Annotated in this window: 15 protein-coding genes and 1 pseudogene; 9 read left to right on the forward strand and 7 right to left on the reverse strand. The window is 33.6% G+C overall.

Annotation, left to right across the window (positions count from 1 at the left end):
• Nucleotides 1-50 precede the first annotated feature (50 nt).
• The 4 genes from BHU68_RS12405 to BHU68_RS12420 form a co-directional block, all read right to left on the reverse strand.
• Nucleotides 51-1,274, reverse strand: coding sequence for a hypothetical protein (locus tag BHU68_RS12405; protein ID WP_069471238.1), 1,224 nt, complete (start codon nucleotides 1,272-1,274; stop codon nucleotides 51-53).
• A gap of 136 nt (nucleotides 1,275-1,410) precedes the next feature.
• Nucleotides 1,411-1,716, reverse strand: coding sequence for a hypothetical protein (locus tag BHU68_RS12410; RefSeq protein ID WP_069471239.1), 306 nt, complete (start codon nucleotides 1,714-1,716; stop codon nucleotides 1,411-1,413).
• A 66-nt stretch (nucleotides 1,717-1,782) separates the two neighbouring features.
• Nucleotides 1,783-1,971 carry a hypothetical protein gene (locus BHU68_RS12415; protein WP_069471240.1) on the reverse strand — a complete coding sequence of 63 codons (189 nt, stop codon included), beginning with the start codon at nucleotides 1,969-1,971 and terminating at the stop codon, nucleotides 1,783-1,785.
• Nucleotides 1,972-1,977: 6 nt separating this feature from the next.
• Nucleotides 1,978-2,373: an RNA-binding S4 domain-containing protein gene (locus BHU68_RS12420; protein ID WP_069471241.1), complete on the reverse strand. Its 396-nt coding sequence runs from the start codon at nucleotides 2,371-2,373 to the stop codon at nucleotides 1,978-1,980.
• A 40-nt stretch (nucleotides 2,374-2,413) separates the two neighbouring features.
• Between BHU68_RS12420 and BHU68_RS12425 the strand changes: the two genes are divergently transcribed.
• From BHU68_RS12425 to BHU68_RS12435, 3 genes and pseudogenes are all read left to right on the forward strand, one after another.
• Nucleotides 2,414-3,979, forward strand: coding sequence for a peptide chain release factor 3 (locus tag BHU68_RS12425; protein WP_069471242.1), 1,566 nt, complete (start codon nucleotides 2,414-2,416; stop codon nucleotides 3,977-3,979).
• Between the two features lie 252 nt (nucleotides 3,980-4,231).
• Nucleotides 4,232-4,750: pseudogene (prfC, locus tag BHU68_RS16620) on the forward strand (peptide chain release factor 3); the annotation flags it as partial.
• Nucleotides 4,751-4,995: 245 nt separating this feature from the next.
• On the forward strand, nucleotides 4,996-6,216 hold the full coding sequence (locus BHU68_RS12435) for a lytic transglycosylase domain-containing protein (protein WP_069472919.1): 1,221 nt from the start codon (nucleotides 4,996-4,998) through the stop codon (nucleotides 6,214-6,216).
• Nucleotides 6,217-6,276: 60 nt separating this feature from the next.
• On the opposite strand, the gene BHU68_RS12440 is transcribed toward BHU68_RS12435, so the two are convergent.
• Nucleotides 6,277-6,888, reverse strand: a complete 612-nt coding sequence (locus tag BHU68_RS12440; RefSeq protein WP_069471245.1) for a hypothetical protein — start codon at nucleotides 6,886-6,888, stop codon at nucleotides 6,277-6,279.
• Nucleotides 6,889-7,208: 320 nt separating this feature from the next.
• Here BHU68_RS12440 and BHU68_RS12445 point away from each other — a divergent pair, with 320 nt between their 5' ends.
• From BHU68_RS12445 to queC, 5 genes are all read left to right on the forward strand, one after another.
• The gene (locus BHU68_RS12445; RefSeq protein ID WP_069471246.1) at nucleotides 7,209-7,418 is read left to right on the forward strand and encodes a hypothetical protein; all 210 of its coding nucleotides are present in this window, start codon (nucleotides 7,209-7,211) and stop codon (nucleotides 7,416-7,418) included.
• A 41-nt stretch (nucleotides 7,419-7,459) separates the two neighbouring features.
• On the forward strand, nucleotides 7,460-8,683 hold the full coding sequence (locus tag BHU68_RS12450; protein ID WP_083234226.1) for an ATP-binding protein: 1,224 nt from the start codon (nucleotides 7,460-7,462) through the stop codon (nucleotides 8,681-8,683).
• A gap of 17 nt (nucleotides 8,684-8,700) precedes the next feature.
• Nucleotides 8,701-10,371 (forward strand): energy-dependent translational throttle protein EttA, encoded by a 1,671-nt coding sequence (gene ettA / locus BHU68_RS12455; RefSeq protein ID WP_069471247.1) that lies wholly within the window; start codon nucleotides 8,701-8,703, stop codon nucleotides 10,369-10,371.
• Nucleotides 10,368-10,997 carry a hypothetical protein gene (locus BHU68_RS12460; protein WP_069471248.1) on the forward strand — a complete coding sequence of 210 codons (630 nt, stop codon included), beginning with the start codon at nucleotides 10,368-10,370 and terminating at the stop codon, nucleotides 10,995-10,997. Before ettA ends, BHU68_RS12460 begins: the two co-directional genes overlap by 4 nt.
• A 106-nt stretch (nucleotides 10,998-11,103) precedes the next feature.
• Entirely contained in the window at nucleotides 11,104-11,757 is a 654-nt protein-coding gene (gene queC / locus BHU68_RS12465; RefSeq protein WP_069471249.1) for a 7-cyano-7-deazaguanine synthase QueC, read from the forward strand.
• Here the strand turns inward: queC and BHU68_RS12470 are convergent.
• Complete coding sequence (locus tag BHU68_RS12470; RefSeq protein WP_069471250.1) at nucleotides 11,746-12,612, reverse strand: DMT family transporter; 867 nt, start codon at nucleotides 12,610-12,612, stop codon at nucleotides 11,746-11,748. The two genes, queC and BHU68_RS12470, sit on opposite strands and share 12 nt — an antisense overlap.
• 329 nt (nucleotides 12,613-12,941) lie before the next feature.
• On the opposite strand from BHU68_RS12470, the gene BHU68_RS12475 reads away from it, so the two are divergent.
• Nucleotides 12,942-13,703: a DUF481 domain-containing protein gene (locus BHU68_RS12475; protein ID WP_069471251.1), complete on the forward strand. Its 762-nt coding sequence runs from the start codon at nucleotides 12,942-12,944 to the stop codon at nucleotides 13,701-13,703.
• Nucleotides 13,704-13,719: 16 nt separating this feature from the next.
• On the opposite strand, the gene BHU68_RS12480 is transcribed toward BHU68_RS12475, so the two are convergent.
• Entirely contained in the window at nucleotides 13,720-15,201 is a 1,482-nt protein-coding gene (locus tag BHU68_RS12480; RefSeq protein ID WP_069471252.1) for an ABC transporter substrate-binding protein, read from the reverse strand.
• Nucleotides 15,202-15,228 lie beyond the last annotated feature (27 nt).

A 15,228-nucleotide genomic window follows, 5' to 3' on the forward strand; every position in this document is an offset into this window, starting at 1 on the left:
GATATGATAATTCATTATTTTAAGTTCGTCTGGTTGGGTACCAACAAAAACTAAAAAAGTATGTTTATGACAAATGAATCTGTATCTACATATTCAGATCCTTGTTTGGGTGTACTAGAAAACAGCATATCATCATGATTACAAACCAAAACTGCATCAATACCATTTTTATGTTCAGAAATTTTATCAAATAATTGTACTAACTCTTGTTGTTCTTTTCGCATAACTTCATACTCTATTGTTGATTGTATTTTAGTATTCTCGCTATAAAAATTGGAAAATTGATCCCCTCCAATTATTCCAAGTTGTTCATTGGAAGGTTTTTCTAGCCAGTTTGCATCTTTAAATATAATTTTTAATAAATTGAGAAAGGTCTCTTTCATATCATATGGAATGAAAAAAATGCAACCATCAGTATAATACCTTAAACCTTGATGAAATACCGATAATGGAATGATGTTGTTTGGACGTTTTCCGTCATGATCTTTTGCAAATGTTTCTGTAGCATTAATCAGTATATCTAAAAAATGATGACGTGGATCACTGTTTTTCGGAGCAGCAATATGCGCTACATCCAACTTTTCTAACCAATCATTAAAACTTATACTATCACCTACAGATAATTGTTCTATTTTTCTTAATTCATCTAAATGAATATCTGTATTTTTAGTCATTGCTTCATAGATTTTACTCGCAAGTGCTGAAGCAATACCAGTTTTCTTATCAGTTTGAGAAGATACTAATGTAGCAGGTCCAAATACGTGCATAAAAGGAGATTTATGTGTAAGATTACTTTTAATATTTCTCTCAATTGCTGCCGCTGTATTTATTATTACATCTGCATCATCATATTTTAAACGTATTAGGTTTTCTAATTGTCGATAAACCCACATAAACCAAATAGTTATACTTTCATCTTTTAATGGACCATTTTTATATTCTTCATATTCTCCATCTTGCTCATGAAAAATATTACAAAAGTGATAATTTGTATCAATAATTACCGCATCTAAGGGCTGTAGATTGAATAGCTTTGTAATATTAATATTTTTTATAGCAGCCAGTAAACTTTTAAATCTTGAATGATCATATACATGAAATGGATTTAATGGTGAACCAACAATATACTCATATTTGTGTCCATCTTGATTTACAGTATAAGTTTTTTGTAAAGCTAATCTTTCACTTTGACCAGATTCCATTGGAATTGGGATAAATTTCGCTGCATCTTTTTCCTTCTTATAAAAAAGCAAACGCGAAAAATCCACATTCATGCTATTTAAATCAAGAACCAAAATACTTTTTTCTGTTGGATATAGTATGATGATAACAATAATGATTGTAATGTTTTACCTACACCACCTTTACTACCAGTAATTATATGCCATTCCATATTTCTGTTCCTATGCCTTAATCTTCATCTATTGTGAGCTGATTGCGTTTTTTATATTTTTTAGGATTTCTTAACCATATATAAAAAACTTCTATTATTATAATAAACAAGCCTATACCAATAACGAAGAAATACCAAGGAATACCCCTATACAATGACATATAGTCTTGTTGTTTGATTTCACAAGGCACTGATTTATTTTCAATCGCCTGAACTTTACATTCAAATTTAATTTTTTCTGGTTCTGCACCTTTAAACTCAAACAAAAACTTAAAACTATCATCTTCTAAAAATGCCCAAGAAAAACTATCATCTTCTTGCAACTGTTGCTTTAAAGATTGTCTTGAAATAAGATAAGTTGGTGGTTCAGATGTTGAAATTTTGGTTAATTAATAATCCTGATCAGCAACAATTCCAGTTAAAGAATATGTTGATGTATCTGTTGATATTTTTAATTGTTCAACTTCAAAAACAATTAGCGATTCATTCGGAATAGCTTCTTTAAGCTCATAATATGACAACACTATTGCTAATGTTATAGCCAAAAATTCTAGGCTATTTTTTAAAAATTTTCCCATATTTATCTACTCATTTTCATTCTTTTCAGTAAAACTATGTATTTGACGACGCTGTTTTTTAGTTGGACGACCAACACCACGTGGGCGTAAAGCAGCCGCTTGACGATGTAAATTCGTCTCTTGTTCGCGACGTTCAATACTTTCAGCAGTTTCCTCATATAACAACACCGCCTCTTTTGCTGGGCGACGTTGTATAGATAAAGTCCTTACAATAACTGTACGTTCAATATAACCAGTACGTACAAGCAATTCATCTCCAATATGAACCTCCCTAGAAGGCTTAATACGCTGTTGATTTACATGAACCTTACCACCACTAATTGCGTTAGTAGCAATGCTACGAGTTTTAAAAAACCGCGCAGCCCATAACCACTTATCAATTCTAACTTTAGATGTTTGCATTCTATTACTCTATAATCGAAAACCTATATTTTATATTAATATGACAATCAATGAAACGGAAAAACGCCGTACTTTTGCAATTATTTCTCATCCTGACGCTGGTAAAACCACAGTCACAGAAAAATTATTATTATTCGGTGGTGCCATTAGTTTAGCTGGTACAGTTAAAGGCAGAAAAGCCGCACGTCATGCTACTTCTGATTGGATGGAACTGGAAAAACAACGTGGTATTTCAGTCACTTCTTCTGTGATGCAATTTCCTTATAAAGATCATATAATCAACCTATTAGATACTCCGGGGCATGAGGATTTTTCAGAAGATACTTATCGTACTCTTACTGCGGTTGATTCTGCCTTAATGGTAATAGATGCAGCCAAAGGGGTTGAAGATCGTACTATAAAATTATTAGACGTATGCCGCTTACGAGATACGCCTATTCTGACTTTTATTAATAAACTAGATCGAGAAAGTCGAGAACCTATTGAAATATTAGATGAAATTGAAAGCGTCCTAAATATAAATTGTGCCCCTATTAATTGGCCTATTGGTATGGGATCAAGATTTAAAGGCATTTTTAACTTATTAGATGGCAGCGTCACCTTATTTGAAGCGGGTAAAAATAGCATTAAAGGTGAAGCTAAAACTTTTAACAATCTTGATGATACAGAATTAGATCAAACAACAATTGATGAATTAAAAGACGAAATTGAATTAGTGCAAGGTGCCAGTCATAGCTTTGATTTAGAAGACTTTTTAGCCGGTAAATTAACCCCAGTATTTTTTGGTTCAGCTCTAAATAATTTTGGACTCAAAGCCTTATTAGACAGCTTCATAAAATATGCACCACCGCCACAGCCGCGCTCAAGTACAACACGTGAAGTAACAGCATCAGAATCTAAATTTTCAGGTTTTATCTTTAAAATTCAAGCAAATATGGATCCAGCTCATCGCGATAGAATAGCATTTTTAAGAGTTTGTTCAGGGCAATATCGCAAAGCTATGAAAATGCGTCATGTGCGGTTAAATCGAGACGTACAAATAAATAATGCCTTAACTTTTATGGCTGGTACACGTGAACACACAGAAGAAGCTTGGGCTGGTGATATAATTGGCTTACACAATCATGGCACCATTCAAATAGGTGACACCTTTACTCAAGGAGAAGATTTAAAATTCACAGGTATTCCACATTTTGCACCAGAAATTTTTCGTCGCGCCCGTTTACGCGATCCATTAAAAATGAAAGCTCTACTAAAAGGCTTACAACAACTAAGCGAAGAAGGAGCAACTCAACTATTCCGCCCACTAAGCAATAATGACTTAATATTAGGCGCAGTAGGAATATTGCAATTTGACGTAGTCAGTTGGCGATTAAAAAATGAATATGGAGTTGAATGTACTTTTGAAAACGTACAAGTTGCAACAGCCCGCTGGATTAGTTGTGAAGATGACAAAATATTAGAAGAATTTAAGCGTAAAGCCTTTAATAATCTAGCATTAGACGGTGCAGCAAATCTTACATATATTGCTCCTACAAAGGTTAATTTATCAGTAATAGAAGAACGTTGGGAAAATGTAAAATTTTTAGCAACGCGAGAACATTAAATATTAGACATAAACTATGATTATTTATTTATATGTCGGTACGTATAAATCTTTTAACATATTTACATAATATTAAGTACAGCTAATTACGTGGATAAACAAATTATTTGGATTAAACTTTATTAGTTTATCCACGTAATTCGTTGTACTTATTTTTGTTAATAAACTTTTGCGTACCTACTTATCAGAACAATTACAAAAATGATATCTCCTCTTGAACTGTTAATGGCGGTAGTAAAATGAACCTAAATAGCATCAGAATCTAAATTTTCAGGTTTTATCTTTAAAATTCAAGCAAATATGGATCCATATCATCGCGATAGAATCGCCTTTTTAAGAGTTTGTTCAGGGCAATATCGTCAAGCTATGAAAATGCGTCATGTGCATTTAAATCGAGATGTACAAATAAATAGGTGACACTTTTACTCAAGGAGAAGATTTAAAATTCACAGGTATTCCACATTTCGCCCACTAAGCAATAATGACTTAATTTTAGGCGCAGTAGGAATATTGCAATTTGACGTAGTAAGTTGGCGATTAAAAAATGAATATGGAGTTGAATGTACTTTTGAAAACGTACAAGTTGCAACAGCCCGCTGGATTAGTTGTGAAGATGACAAAATATTAGAAGAATTTAAACGTAAAGCATTTAATAATCTAGCATTAGATGGTGCAGAAAATCTTACATATATTGCTCCTACAAAAGTTAATTTATCAGTAATAGAAGAACGTTGGGAAAATGTAAAATTTTTAGCAACACGAGAACATTAAATTGAAAAGCATTCTAACAAATGTAATATGGGAACTAAATGGAATAATAATTCCATATTAGATTATAAGGTATAAATATAAATCGTTAAAAAATACTAGAACTTAAGGCAGATGAATACCAATGGGTAATTAATTATACTAATAGCTAAGATATTATATATTAATAACATATAATCACATTTTAAGTTATAATGAGACTGTAATTAATTATAATTATATCTTTAAATCTCCGTAGGATCACATTTATGGTAAAAATAGTAATTTGGGCTTTTGTCATTATTGCTTTATCGGCTTGTTCACATACCCCGTATGTAAATCAAAACCCTGTTGTTAGTAAAAAGGTTGATTTAACTGCGATTGATCAAAAAGTGGCTAAGCTTGATAAAATTGTACCTAACAAACCTGCTTCTCTGAAGACAGACGTTAGTCTTAGTTCTAAAAACTTTGAAACCCAAAAGTTCATTACAAAATTGGAAAGTGATGAACTGACTGAAGCTAAGCGCAAATGGAATGAGCGTCATATAGCTGTTGAGCGTGAACGGGAGCAACGTAAAAAGGCTGAAAAGAAGCGCAGGTTGGAAATAGCGCGTAACAAGGCTGAAAAGAAGCGCAGGTTGGAAATAGCGCGTAACAAGGCTGAAAAGAAACGCAGGTTGAAAATAGCGCGTAACAAGGCTGAAAAGAAACGCAGGTTGGAAATAGCGCGTAACAAAGCTGAAAAGAAGCGCAGGTTGAAAATAGCGCGTAACAAGGCTGAAAAGAAACGCAGGTTGAAAATAGCGCGTAACAAAGCTGAAAAGAAGCGCAGGTTGAAAATAGCGCGTAACAAGGCTAAAAAGAAACGCAGGTTGAAAATAGCGCGTAACAAGGCTAAAAAGAAACGCAGGTTGAAAATAGCGCGTAACAAGGCTAAAAAGAAACGCAGGTTGAAAATAGCGCGTAAAAAGAGACTAGGTAAAAAGCGATATAAAATTGCTCGGTCTCGTTCCAGTAAATACTACAAAGTTAATGGTCTTTATGGCAAACAAATAGCACGGGCTGCGAGAAGAACAGGAGTTGATCCGAGACTATTACGTTCTGTAATTAAAGCTGAATCTAATTTCAATGCTAGAGCTAGATCTAGTGCTGGTGCTGTGGGTTTAATGCAATTAATGCCCGCTACTGCTCGACGCTTTGGTGTCAAAAATCGCCGTAATGCCGGTTCCAATATCATGGGTGGTGCTCGCTATTTACGCTATTTATTGAAAAGATATCGTGGCAACAAAAGATTAGCTATGGCTGCCTACAATGCTGGTGAAGGTAGGGTGAGACGCAACGGCGGTAAAGTTCCCTCTTATACAAAACGTTATGTCAATAAAGTGTTGAGAGGTTATCATAGATCATCTAAGAAAAAGAGGAGATCATCTAAGAAAAAGAGGAGATCATCTAAGAAAAAGAGGAGATCATCTAAGAAAAAGAGGAAATAGATAAGAATCTACTAGTGTAAATGTAGTGCTAAATAATTGCTAATCTTAGATTATTAAATATTAATCTAATAATCTAAGATTAATGAGAGTTTTATATACTTTTCTCAAATCAAACACAGTAACAATCTTTTTGCCTTTATTATCGGTTGAATTAGGAACAACAGTTCCTAAAATAATACCTGTGCTTTTATCGCCAAGATAAAAACTAACCTTTTCAGTAGATTGATAAATAAACATCCCCTTGCTATCAGTATAGCCACTATAGCCTTTACCGACAAAGCGAATTCCTGCAATCGCACTATCGATTAAAAATCCAACTTCGCCATTAATTGCTAAACGTAAGCCCCTACTTTGCCATTCATTTTTATCATTCAAAGCTATACAACGTAAACTGATTTGCCCTTGATGTTCCGATGTTGTTTCTGATTTAGTTGCAATAAATAAAGTTTTAATGTCTGGAGATAATGCTAAAGCAGTAACTTTATCATCATTATAGGCAAGCCAATCACTGACATCAGCAAATGCATCTAAATGTTGTTGAGTTTGAGATAAATTATAAGTGATTTGATTGTTGGTTATATCATCGGCTGGGCTTAAACTCATGGCATTCAGCCATTGTAAATTAGGTAATTCTCCAATACTAGTCATACCTAATGCATATAAATGAGGCATAGCATTAGGTAAATAGACAATGATTGATTTTGTTCAGTTTCCAATAAAAAAATTATATCAGTGGTTTGCAAACCTTGTAAACGCAATTGCGAAGTTTCACTTTGCTCAGAGTACAAAGGTAATAAAACCGCTTGCCCTAGTTCTACATCTTGCGGTACTAAAGTGACACCGCGTATTTGCTGCTTGGGTAGGGGCAGCCAATCAAATCGTTTTCCTGGAACATGGCATTTTTATGTAATTGGTGATGGCAAAACTCTGGTGTATGGAATCGCCCACCAAGCGCAACGCTTTATATTGCAAATACAGATGATCCTTTGACAGTGAATGCAACTGTTCATTCAGTAATTGATCCTGAAAATGATAAGACTACTGTTACTTGGTATGTACCGGGAAAAGATGTAAAAATTAATAATGTCTTAAAAAGTAGAACCATAACAGTTCCTACTAGATCAACACCGAAGGCAACATACGCCAATGGTGGTGGACAATTGAAACCGGTTGGAAAATGTTTAGGATGTAATTTTTTATAAAAAATTGTAAAATGCACATTACAAAAACTACAATATTTTGAATGTTACATTTTACAATTTTTTTTCAAGAACAACAAAAGCTATTACGGCATATTGAACTTAAAGTAAAGCGTTATCTTTACAAAGAGATAAATTGGCATAACCGATCTAGTCTAATCGTAGGGCAAAGAGGAGTCGGTAAAACCACTTTAATGTTACAGTACCTTAAAGAACAATACCCTAATTCACCTAAAGCACTCTATATCTCAGTAGATAATCCATACTTTAAAACCATATCACTCTATGAGTTTGCTTCAGATTTTGAGAAGTATGGAGGTGAGATAATTTTTATAGATGAGATACATAAATATAAAGATTGGTCATCACATATCAAAGCTATCTATGATACAACTGAACTCAAGTTAGTTATATCAGGCTCATCTATGATACAGATTCATAGTCAAGAAGCTGATTTGAGTAGGCGTATTAGACTGTATCGTTTAGCAAACCTCTCTTTTAGAGAATATCTAATCTTTAAAGATATTGCTATTTTTCCCTCATACTCAATTCCAGATATTTTTGAAAATCATATAACTATTGCAAATGATATACTAACTAAGATTAAACCATTAGAACATTTTAATGATTATCTTAGTGGTGGATGTTATCCTTTTATATTGAAAGGATATGATAGTTATAATCATCTGCTTATAGGTGTACTCAATCAGATATTAGAAGGTGATTTGCCTTATGTGACTAATATAAATTATTCACAAATAGATAAAATCAAAAAATTGGTTTATCTTTTAAGCACTTCTGTTCCCATGAAACCTAATATTAGCAAACTAGCTACTGCAATAGAGATTTCCAGATTAACATTGTTAGAATATATTCATTATCTGGAATTAGGTAGCATAACCAATAGTGTTAATCAAAAAGCAAGAGGCTATGGTGTTATAGAAAAACCTGATAAACTTTTTATGTATAACACTAACCTAATGAATGCTATATCTCAAAATTGCAATAAGGGTACACAAAGAGAGACTTTTTTTGTCAATCAAATCAAGAGTAGTTTTTATAATGAAGCCACGCTTATAGATGAAAATATACTTTTATCTTCTTACGGTGACTTTATTATTTCAAACCAATATACTGTTGAGATAGGTGGGAAAAACAAATCGTTTCAGCAGATAAAAAATATCAAAAACTCTTTTGTAGTCGCTGATGATATAGATATGGGATTTGCTAATAAAATTCCTCTTTGGTTATTTGGATTTTTGTATTAATTTAATAAAGAAAAACTATGGCTCAATATATTTACACAATGAATCGCGTTGGAAGAACCGTTCCACCAAAGCGACAAATACTTAAAGATATTTCATTATCCTTTTTTCCCGGCGCGAAAATTGGCGTTTTAGGCTTAAATGGCTCAGGTAAATCTACCTTGTTACGCATTATGGCTGGCATCGATACAGAATATACCGGTGAAGCACGCCCACAAACCGGTATTCGTATTGGTTATTTATCTCAAGAGCCACAATTAAACCCTGATAAAGATGTGCGTGGCAATGTTGAAGAGGGTGTTGCTGAAACTAAGGCTATCATAGATAGATTTAATGAAATCAGTATGAAATTTGCTGAACCAATGAGCGATGATGAAATGAATAGCTTATTGGAAGAGCAAGGCACATTACAAGATGCTATTGATGCCGCTGATGCTTGGGAATTAGATCGACAATTAGAAATTGCCGCTGATGCACTGCGTCTGCCAGCTTGGGATGCTGATGTTACTAAATTATCTGGTGGTGAAAAGCGTCGTGTTGCATTATGTAGATTATTATTATCTGCTCCTGACATGTTATTATTAGATGAACCAACTAACCATTTAGACGCTGAATCAGTAGCATGGTTAGAAAGATTCTTACAAGATTATAGCGGCACCATTGTCGCTGTTACTCATGATCGTTACTTCTTAGATAATGTTGCTGGTTGGATTTTAGAATTAGATCGAGGTTATGGAATACCTTGGGAAGGTAATTATTCTTCATGGTTAGAACAAAAACAACAACGCTTAGCTCTTGAAGAAAAACAAGAATCATCTCGACAACGAACTATTAAGCAAGAATTAGAATGGGTTAGAAGTAATCCCAAGGGTCGTCATGCCAAAAGTAAAGCCCGTCTAGCTAGATTTGAAGAATTGAATAATCAAGATGTACAACAACGTAATGCTACCCAAGCACTTTATATTCCACCCGGACCAAGACTAGGTGATTTAGTCGTAGAAGCAGAAAATCTTAGTAAGAGTTTTGGCGATGAAGTATTGGTAGAAAACCTCAATTTCAATTTACCAAAAGGTGGTATTGTAGGTATTATTGGTCCAAATGGTGCTGGTAAAACCACCCTGTTTCGCATGATGGTTGGACAAGAACAACCAAATAGTGGCAATTTACGCCTTGGTTCAACGGTTGAACTAGCATATGTAGATCAATCGCGCGACGCACTTGATGATACTAAAACTGTATGGGAAGTTATATCAGATGGTCAAGATAATATTATTGTAGGTAAATATGAAACTCCATCCAGAGCCTATGTAAGCCGCTTTAATTTTAAAGGTACTGATCAACAAAAACGAGTTAAAGACTTATCAGGTGGTGAACGTAATCGGGTTCATTTAGCTAAATTATTGAAAAGTGGTGGTAATTTATTATTATTAGATGAACCAACCAACGATTTAGACGTAGAAACTCTACGCGCCCTTGAAGAGGCATTATTAAACTTTCCCGGTTGTGCGGTAGTAATTTCCCATGATCGCTGGTTTTTAGATCGTATTGCAACTCATATATTAGCCTTTGAGGGTGAAAGCAAAGTTACATGGTTTGAAGGCAACTATGCAGACTATGAAGCAGATCGTCATCGCCGCTTAGGAACAGATGCTGATAATCCACATCGTATTAAATATAAGAAATTAAAGTGATAAAATTCATTAAATTTCTTAGTATTTATATACTAATTGCTCACTGGCAAACATTTGTCTTCGCTGAAGACAAACTCTATTATCGTATTGCCAGTGGCTTAGCCACGGATACTGATTTACAAAAAATTGTGCGCGGTGATCTGGAAATTGATGATCGTCATACAGGTATTCTTGGCTTTGAATTAGGTAAACCTTTAGTGGAAGATGTTTATGGTTTACCAGTAGATTTAGTAGCTAAGGTTGGTTTGATACGCCATTTTGAACGCGGCTTACAAGATGACTTTAATCAATATACCTTATCAATAAAAGCCTATTATAAAAAATTTCCTTGGTCAATTGGCACACGTTTAGGATTTGCCAATGGCTTATCTTATGTAGATCAAATACCCTTTGTAGAACGCGAAAGCCTTGAAGGTAGAAACCGAAATACTTCACATTTACTGCATCACATGGATTTAAGCTTTGATATGAATTTAGGTGATATTTTTAATAGCAAAAAATTAAAAAATTGTTTTTTTGGAGTTGCTATTTCTCATCGCTCTGGCATTTTTGGTAAAGTTAAATTTTATGGTGATGTTGATGGAGGTTCTAATTATAATATGTTTTTAATTGAATGTTTGAGATAAGCTAGTCAAACCTGACAGGTTTTTAAAACCTGTCAGGTTTACTTAGCTTCTAATCAACCTTACATTATGTTGAGATTATTGTTTCATTTTTTTGTAAAATCATCAAATGACTAAAAAAGCCGTTATATTACTATCAGGTGGATTAGATTCTGCCACTACCTTAGCCATTGCTAAATCACAATCTTATGATTGTTATGCCCTCAGTTTTGATTATGGGCAACGTCATCGCGTTGAACTAGAAGCTGCTACTAAAGTAGCAAACACATTAGGTGTTATTGAACATAAATTCATTAATTTAAATTTAAATGACATTGGTGGCTCAGCTTTAACTGATAATAACATTAAAGTGCCTGTTGAAGGTATATCAGATGATATACCAGTTACTTATGTACCAGCTCGTAACACCATATTTCTGAGCCTAGCACTAGGATGGGCAGAAGTATTATCAGCTTATGATATATTTATAGGCGTAAATGCGGTTGACTATTCAGGCTATCCAGACTGTCGCCCGGAATTTATTAAAGCCTTTGAAACAATGGCAAATGTCGCGACAAAAGCCAGCGTAGAAGGCAAAAAATTCAAGATACATACACCATTGATTAATCTCAGCAAAGCTGAAATAATAAAAACCGGAATAGAGCTAGGAATAGACTATAACATGACAATATCATGCTATCAGCCTAATTCAAAAGGCGAAGCTTGTGGAATCTGTGACTCTTGCCGCTTGCGGGCTAATGGTTTTCGGGAATTAGAAAATTAATTCATCAAATTGATATATTGCTAAACCAATCAATACTATACCGCTGCCTAACCAAATTGTCATATGAATATTTTCACCATTTAAATATTGTCCTAAAATAAGTGCGATAATTGGCGTTATTAAAGTGATTAATGCAACTTTTTTAACGTCAATGTTTTTGATTATATAATAATAAAACATAAATCCAATAACAGAGCCAAATATACCCAAATATACTATAGATAATAAGCCCCGTGTCGATATTGTAGTTGGTACAGTTTCTGTTCCTATTAATAACCAAGTTATTCCATAAAATGGTAAAGCTACTAATAATCCGCCTGCTGTCATTGCTAATGCAGGAATGGAAACATTTTCGCGTTTTACCCAAACACTACTAAAAGAATATAAAAATACAGCAAGCAAAACAGCTAAGAAGCCTTTAATACTATTGGCGTTAATATTTAATTCAGCATGAAAAATAATAGCTAAGCCTATGATACCTAATATCATTCCAGCCCATTTTTTGATATTAATGTCGCGTTCACCTAACAAAATCATAGTGAATATGCTAGTAACGATTGGTGTCATCCCAAAAATAACTGAAATCAGCCCTGAAGGAATAAATTGTGCGCCCCAATAAGTGGTGATCATTGCTCCATAAATAGCGATACTGACGGCAAAATAGCTACGGCGTGCGCGTTTATGCCAAGGAAATTTGACACGCATTAAGGCAATAATCACCAGACATAAACTAGCAGCTAAGAGCATACGTGTAGTAACTCCGAATAAAACTCCTGTTTCACCGCTCCATTTTATAGCTAAAGGAGTTGTTGACCAAATCATAATCACACCTAAATAGGCAATTGGGACAGACATTGTATTAATTCCTGAAGGCAAAAAAAAAGGCCACAAACGTCAAGCGTCTGTGGCCTTCTTTTAATTATTAATATATTATTAATTAATTCATGACATTCTCGGCACACAGACAAGCGCAACAATAGCTACGAATAATCGCAGACATTTTTGCCAAGGTTTTACTGTGTATAGAGAAATAATCATGCTGCTTATCATAATTGTTGTATTAGTTTTTGTCAAGCTCTTTTTAATAACAACTAATACAAGCCGTAATTTATCCTTGTAAATTAGATAAAACCTATGTTAGTTTAAAAGCTTCAAATTAATAATTACAACAAGGTATTTTGATTATGAATAAAAAATATTTTATAGCTACTGTGTTTTTAGTATCCATTCCTCAAATGGCACTAGCAGATGGTTATCGCTTTAAGGATGAAAAAACAATAGCACTATCAGATCATGATGATAAAAAAACTTGGAAGGGTGAAGGTGAATTTGGTTTTACTCAAACTAGTGGTAATACTGACACTCAAAATATAATTGGAAAATTAGGAATTAATTATCTAAAACAAAGTTGGGAACATCAATTCAATATCGCTAGTTTGCGTGCAGAAGATAGCAATAAATTAACTGCTGAAAGTTATGGCTTGAAATTTCAAAGTAATTATAAATGGTCTGAAACACAATATTGGTTCAATAGAATTAAATATGAAGATGATCGTTTCAGTGGCTATGATTATCAAACTTCAATTAGTACAGGTTATGGATTTAATGTCTTTAAAACGAAAATGACTAGCTTAAGTTTAGATATCGGTATAGGTTTTAGACAAAGTCAATTAATTGGTGCTACTGATGCTGAACAAGAACCAATTGCAGTTGCTAAAATTGACTATAGCAAAAAAATTGGTAGTCATACCACATTTACTCAAGATTTTTCGATAGATGCTGGTAGTGAAAATATTCATAGCGAAGCCAATACAGGATTAAAGGTTAGTATTACTGATACTATCGCTATGAAATTCTCATATTCACTTAAAAACAATAGCGAAGTTCCCGCCAATGTCGAAAAAACTGATGGAATTACTGCTGTAACTTTAGTATATGGTTTCTAAAAAAACCATGACGGGTTTAATCCATCATCACAGTTTTTAAACCATCATAATTACCATCAGCGGCTAACTCATAGCCGCTAATATGTTTAGTAGTAGCCAAAACATGATCTTCATACCACAAAGGCACATAAGGCAGTTTCTTTAATAAAGCTTCTTGCAACTTCCTATATAAAACAGCCTGATCTGATAACTTCGTTGCAGCACCAGCTTGATCAATCAAAGCATCTATTTCAGAATCATTTAAACGCCCTCTATTTGCACCATTAGGTGGCATAAACTTACTATGAAACACGTATTGAAAAATATCAGGCATTTTAATTCCTACCCATGACAAACTATACATTTGAAAGCTTCCAGATTTTATATCGCCATAAAATGTACCCCAATCATAAGTTCTTAAATCCATATCAATTCCTACATACTTTAATTGTTGCTGGATAACTGTTGCAACACGAATTCTAACAGGATTATTAGAAGTTTTATAAGATAATTTGAAAGGATTTTCTTTGTTAAAGCCTAATTCTGCTAATAAAGCGCGAGCTTTTTCAGGATTATAATCGTAAGTTGGTAAATTTGGATGCCCAGCCCAATGAGTGGCAGGCAACATAAAACTACGTGCTATGCGAGCAGCATTACCAAGAACAGACTTAATAATTTCTTCACGATTGATTGCATATGCAATTGCCTCCCGAATAGCAAATTTCCCAGTCACTTCATTTTCTAAATTAAAACCTAAATAACTAAAATTAGTACCTTGAACTTTAGTAATATTAATCTCTGAACGTGTGTTTAACCATTCAATTGACTCAGCAGGTAAATCGTTTTGTAATATATCTACTTCTCCTCGCACTAACTTTAATGCTCTAACAACAGGATCTTTCACTTCTACAAATTGAACCATTTGTCCATCTGATTGTCGTTGTATAGATAAATTACCAGTTTTTTCCCATTTAATAAATTTATAATCGCCACTTCCAACTGGTTTTTTATTAAAAGGGTGTTGATTATTTATCATATCTATTGGCAAAATGCCGATAACTAAACGCCCGGGAAATAAAGCATCAGCTTTGTCTAGGAAAAATTCAATTGTATTATCATCTATAACCTTAATTTCTTTAATGACGCTTAAATTACCTTTATGAGGGGAAGCATTTTTTTTATCTAAAATAAAATCATAAGTAGCTTTTACATCTTGCGCGGTTAAATCATTGCCATTATGAAATTTTCGCCCATCAGTTCCTAAATTAAAACGATAATGTGTGGGTGTAACTTGTTTCCAAGTAGCTAACTCAGGTATAGGAAGTAAACTTTTATCAAAATCAACTAAACGACGATATAATAAACGACAAATTCGCGCAGAAGTAGCATCTGTAGCAAAACGAGGATCTAAATTTATTGGTGCTGCTGATAATCCAAAACGTAGAACATTAGTATCAGTTTCATTGCAACTTAATAATATAGGTATTATTATAATATATAATAATAAAAGTTTTTTCATAGTAAGTTATCCTTTTTTTTGATTAAG

This window comes from Candidatus Marithrix sp. Canyon 246, from assembly GCF_001723685.1.
Classification (GTDB): Bacteria; Pseudomonadota; Gammaproteobacteria; order Beggiatoales; family Beggiatoaceae; genus Marithrix.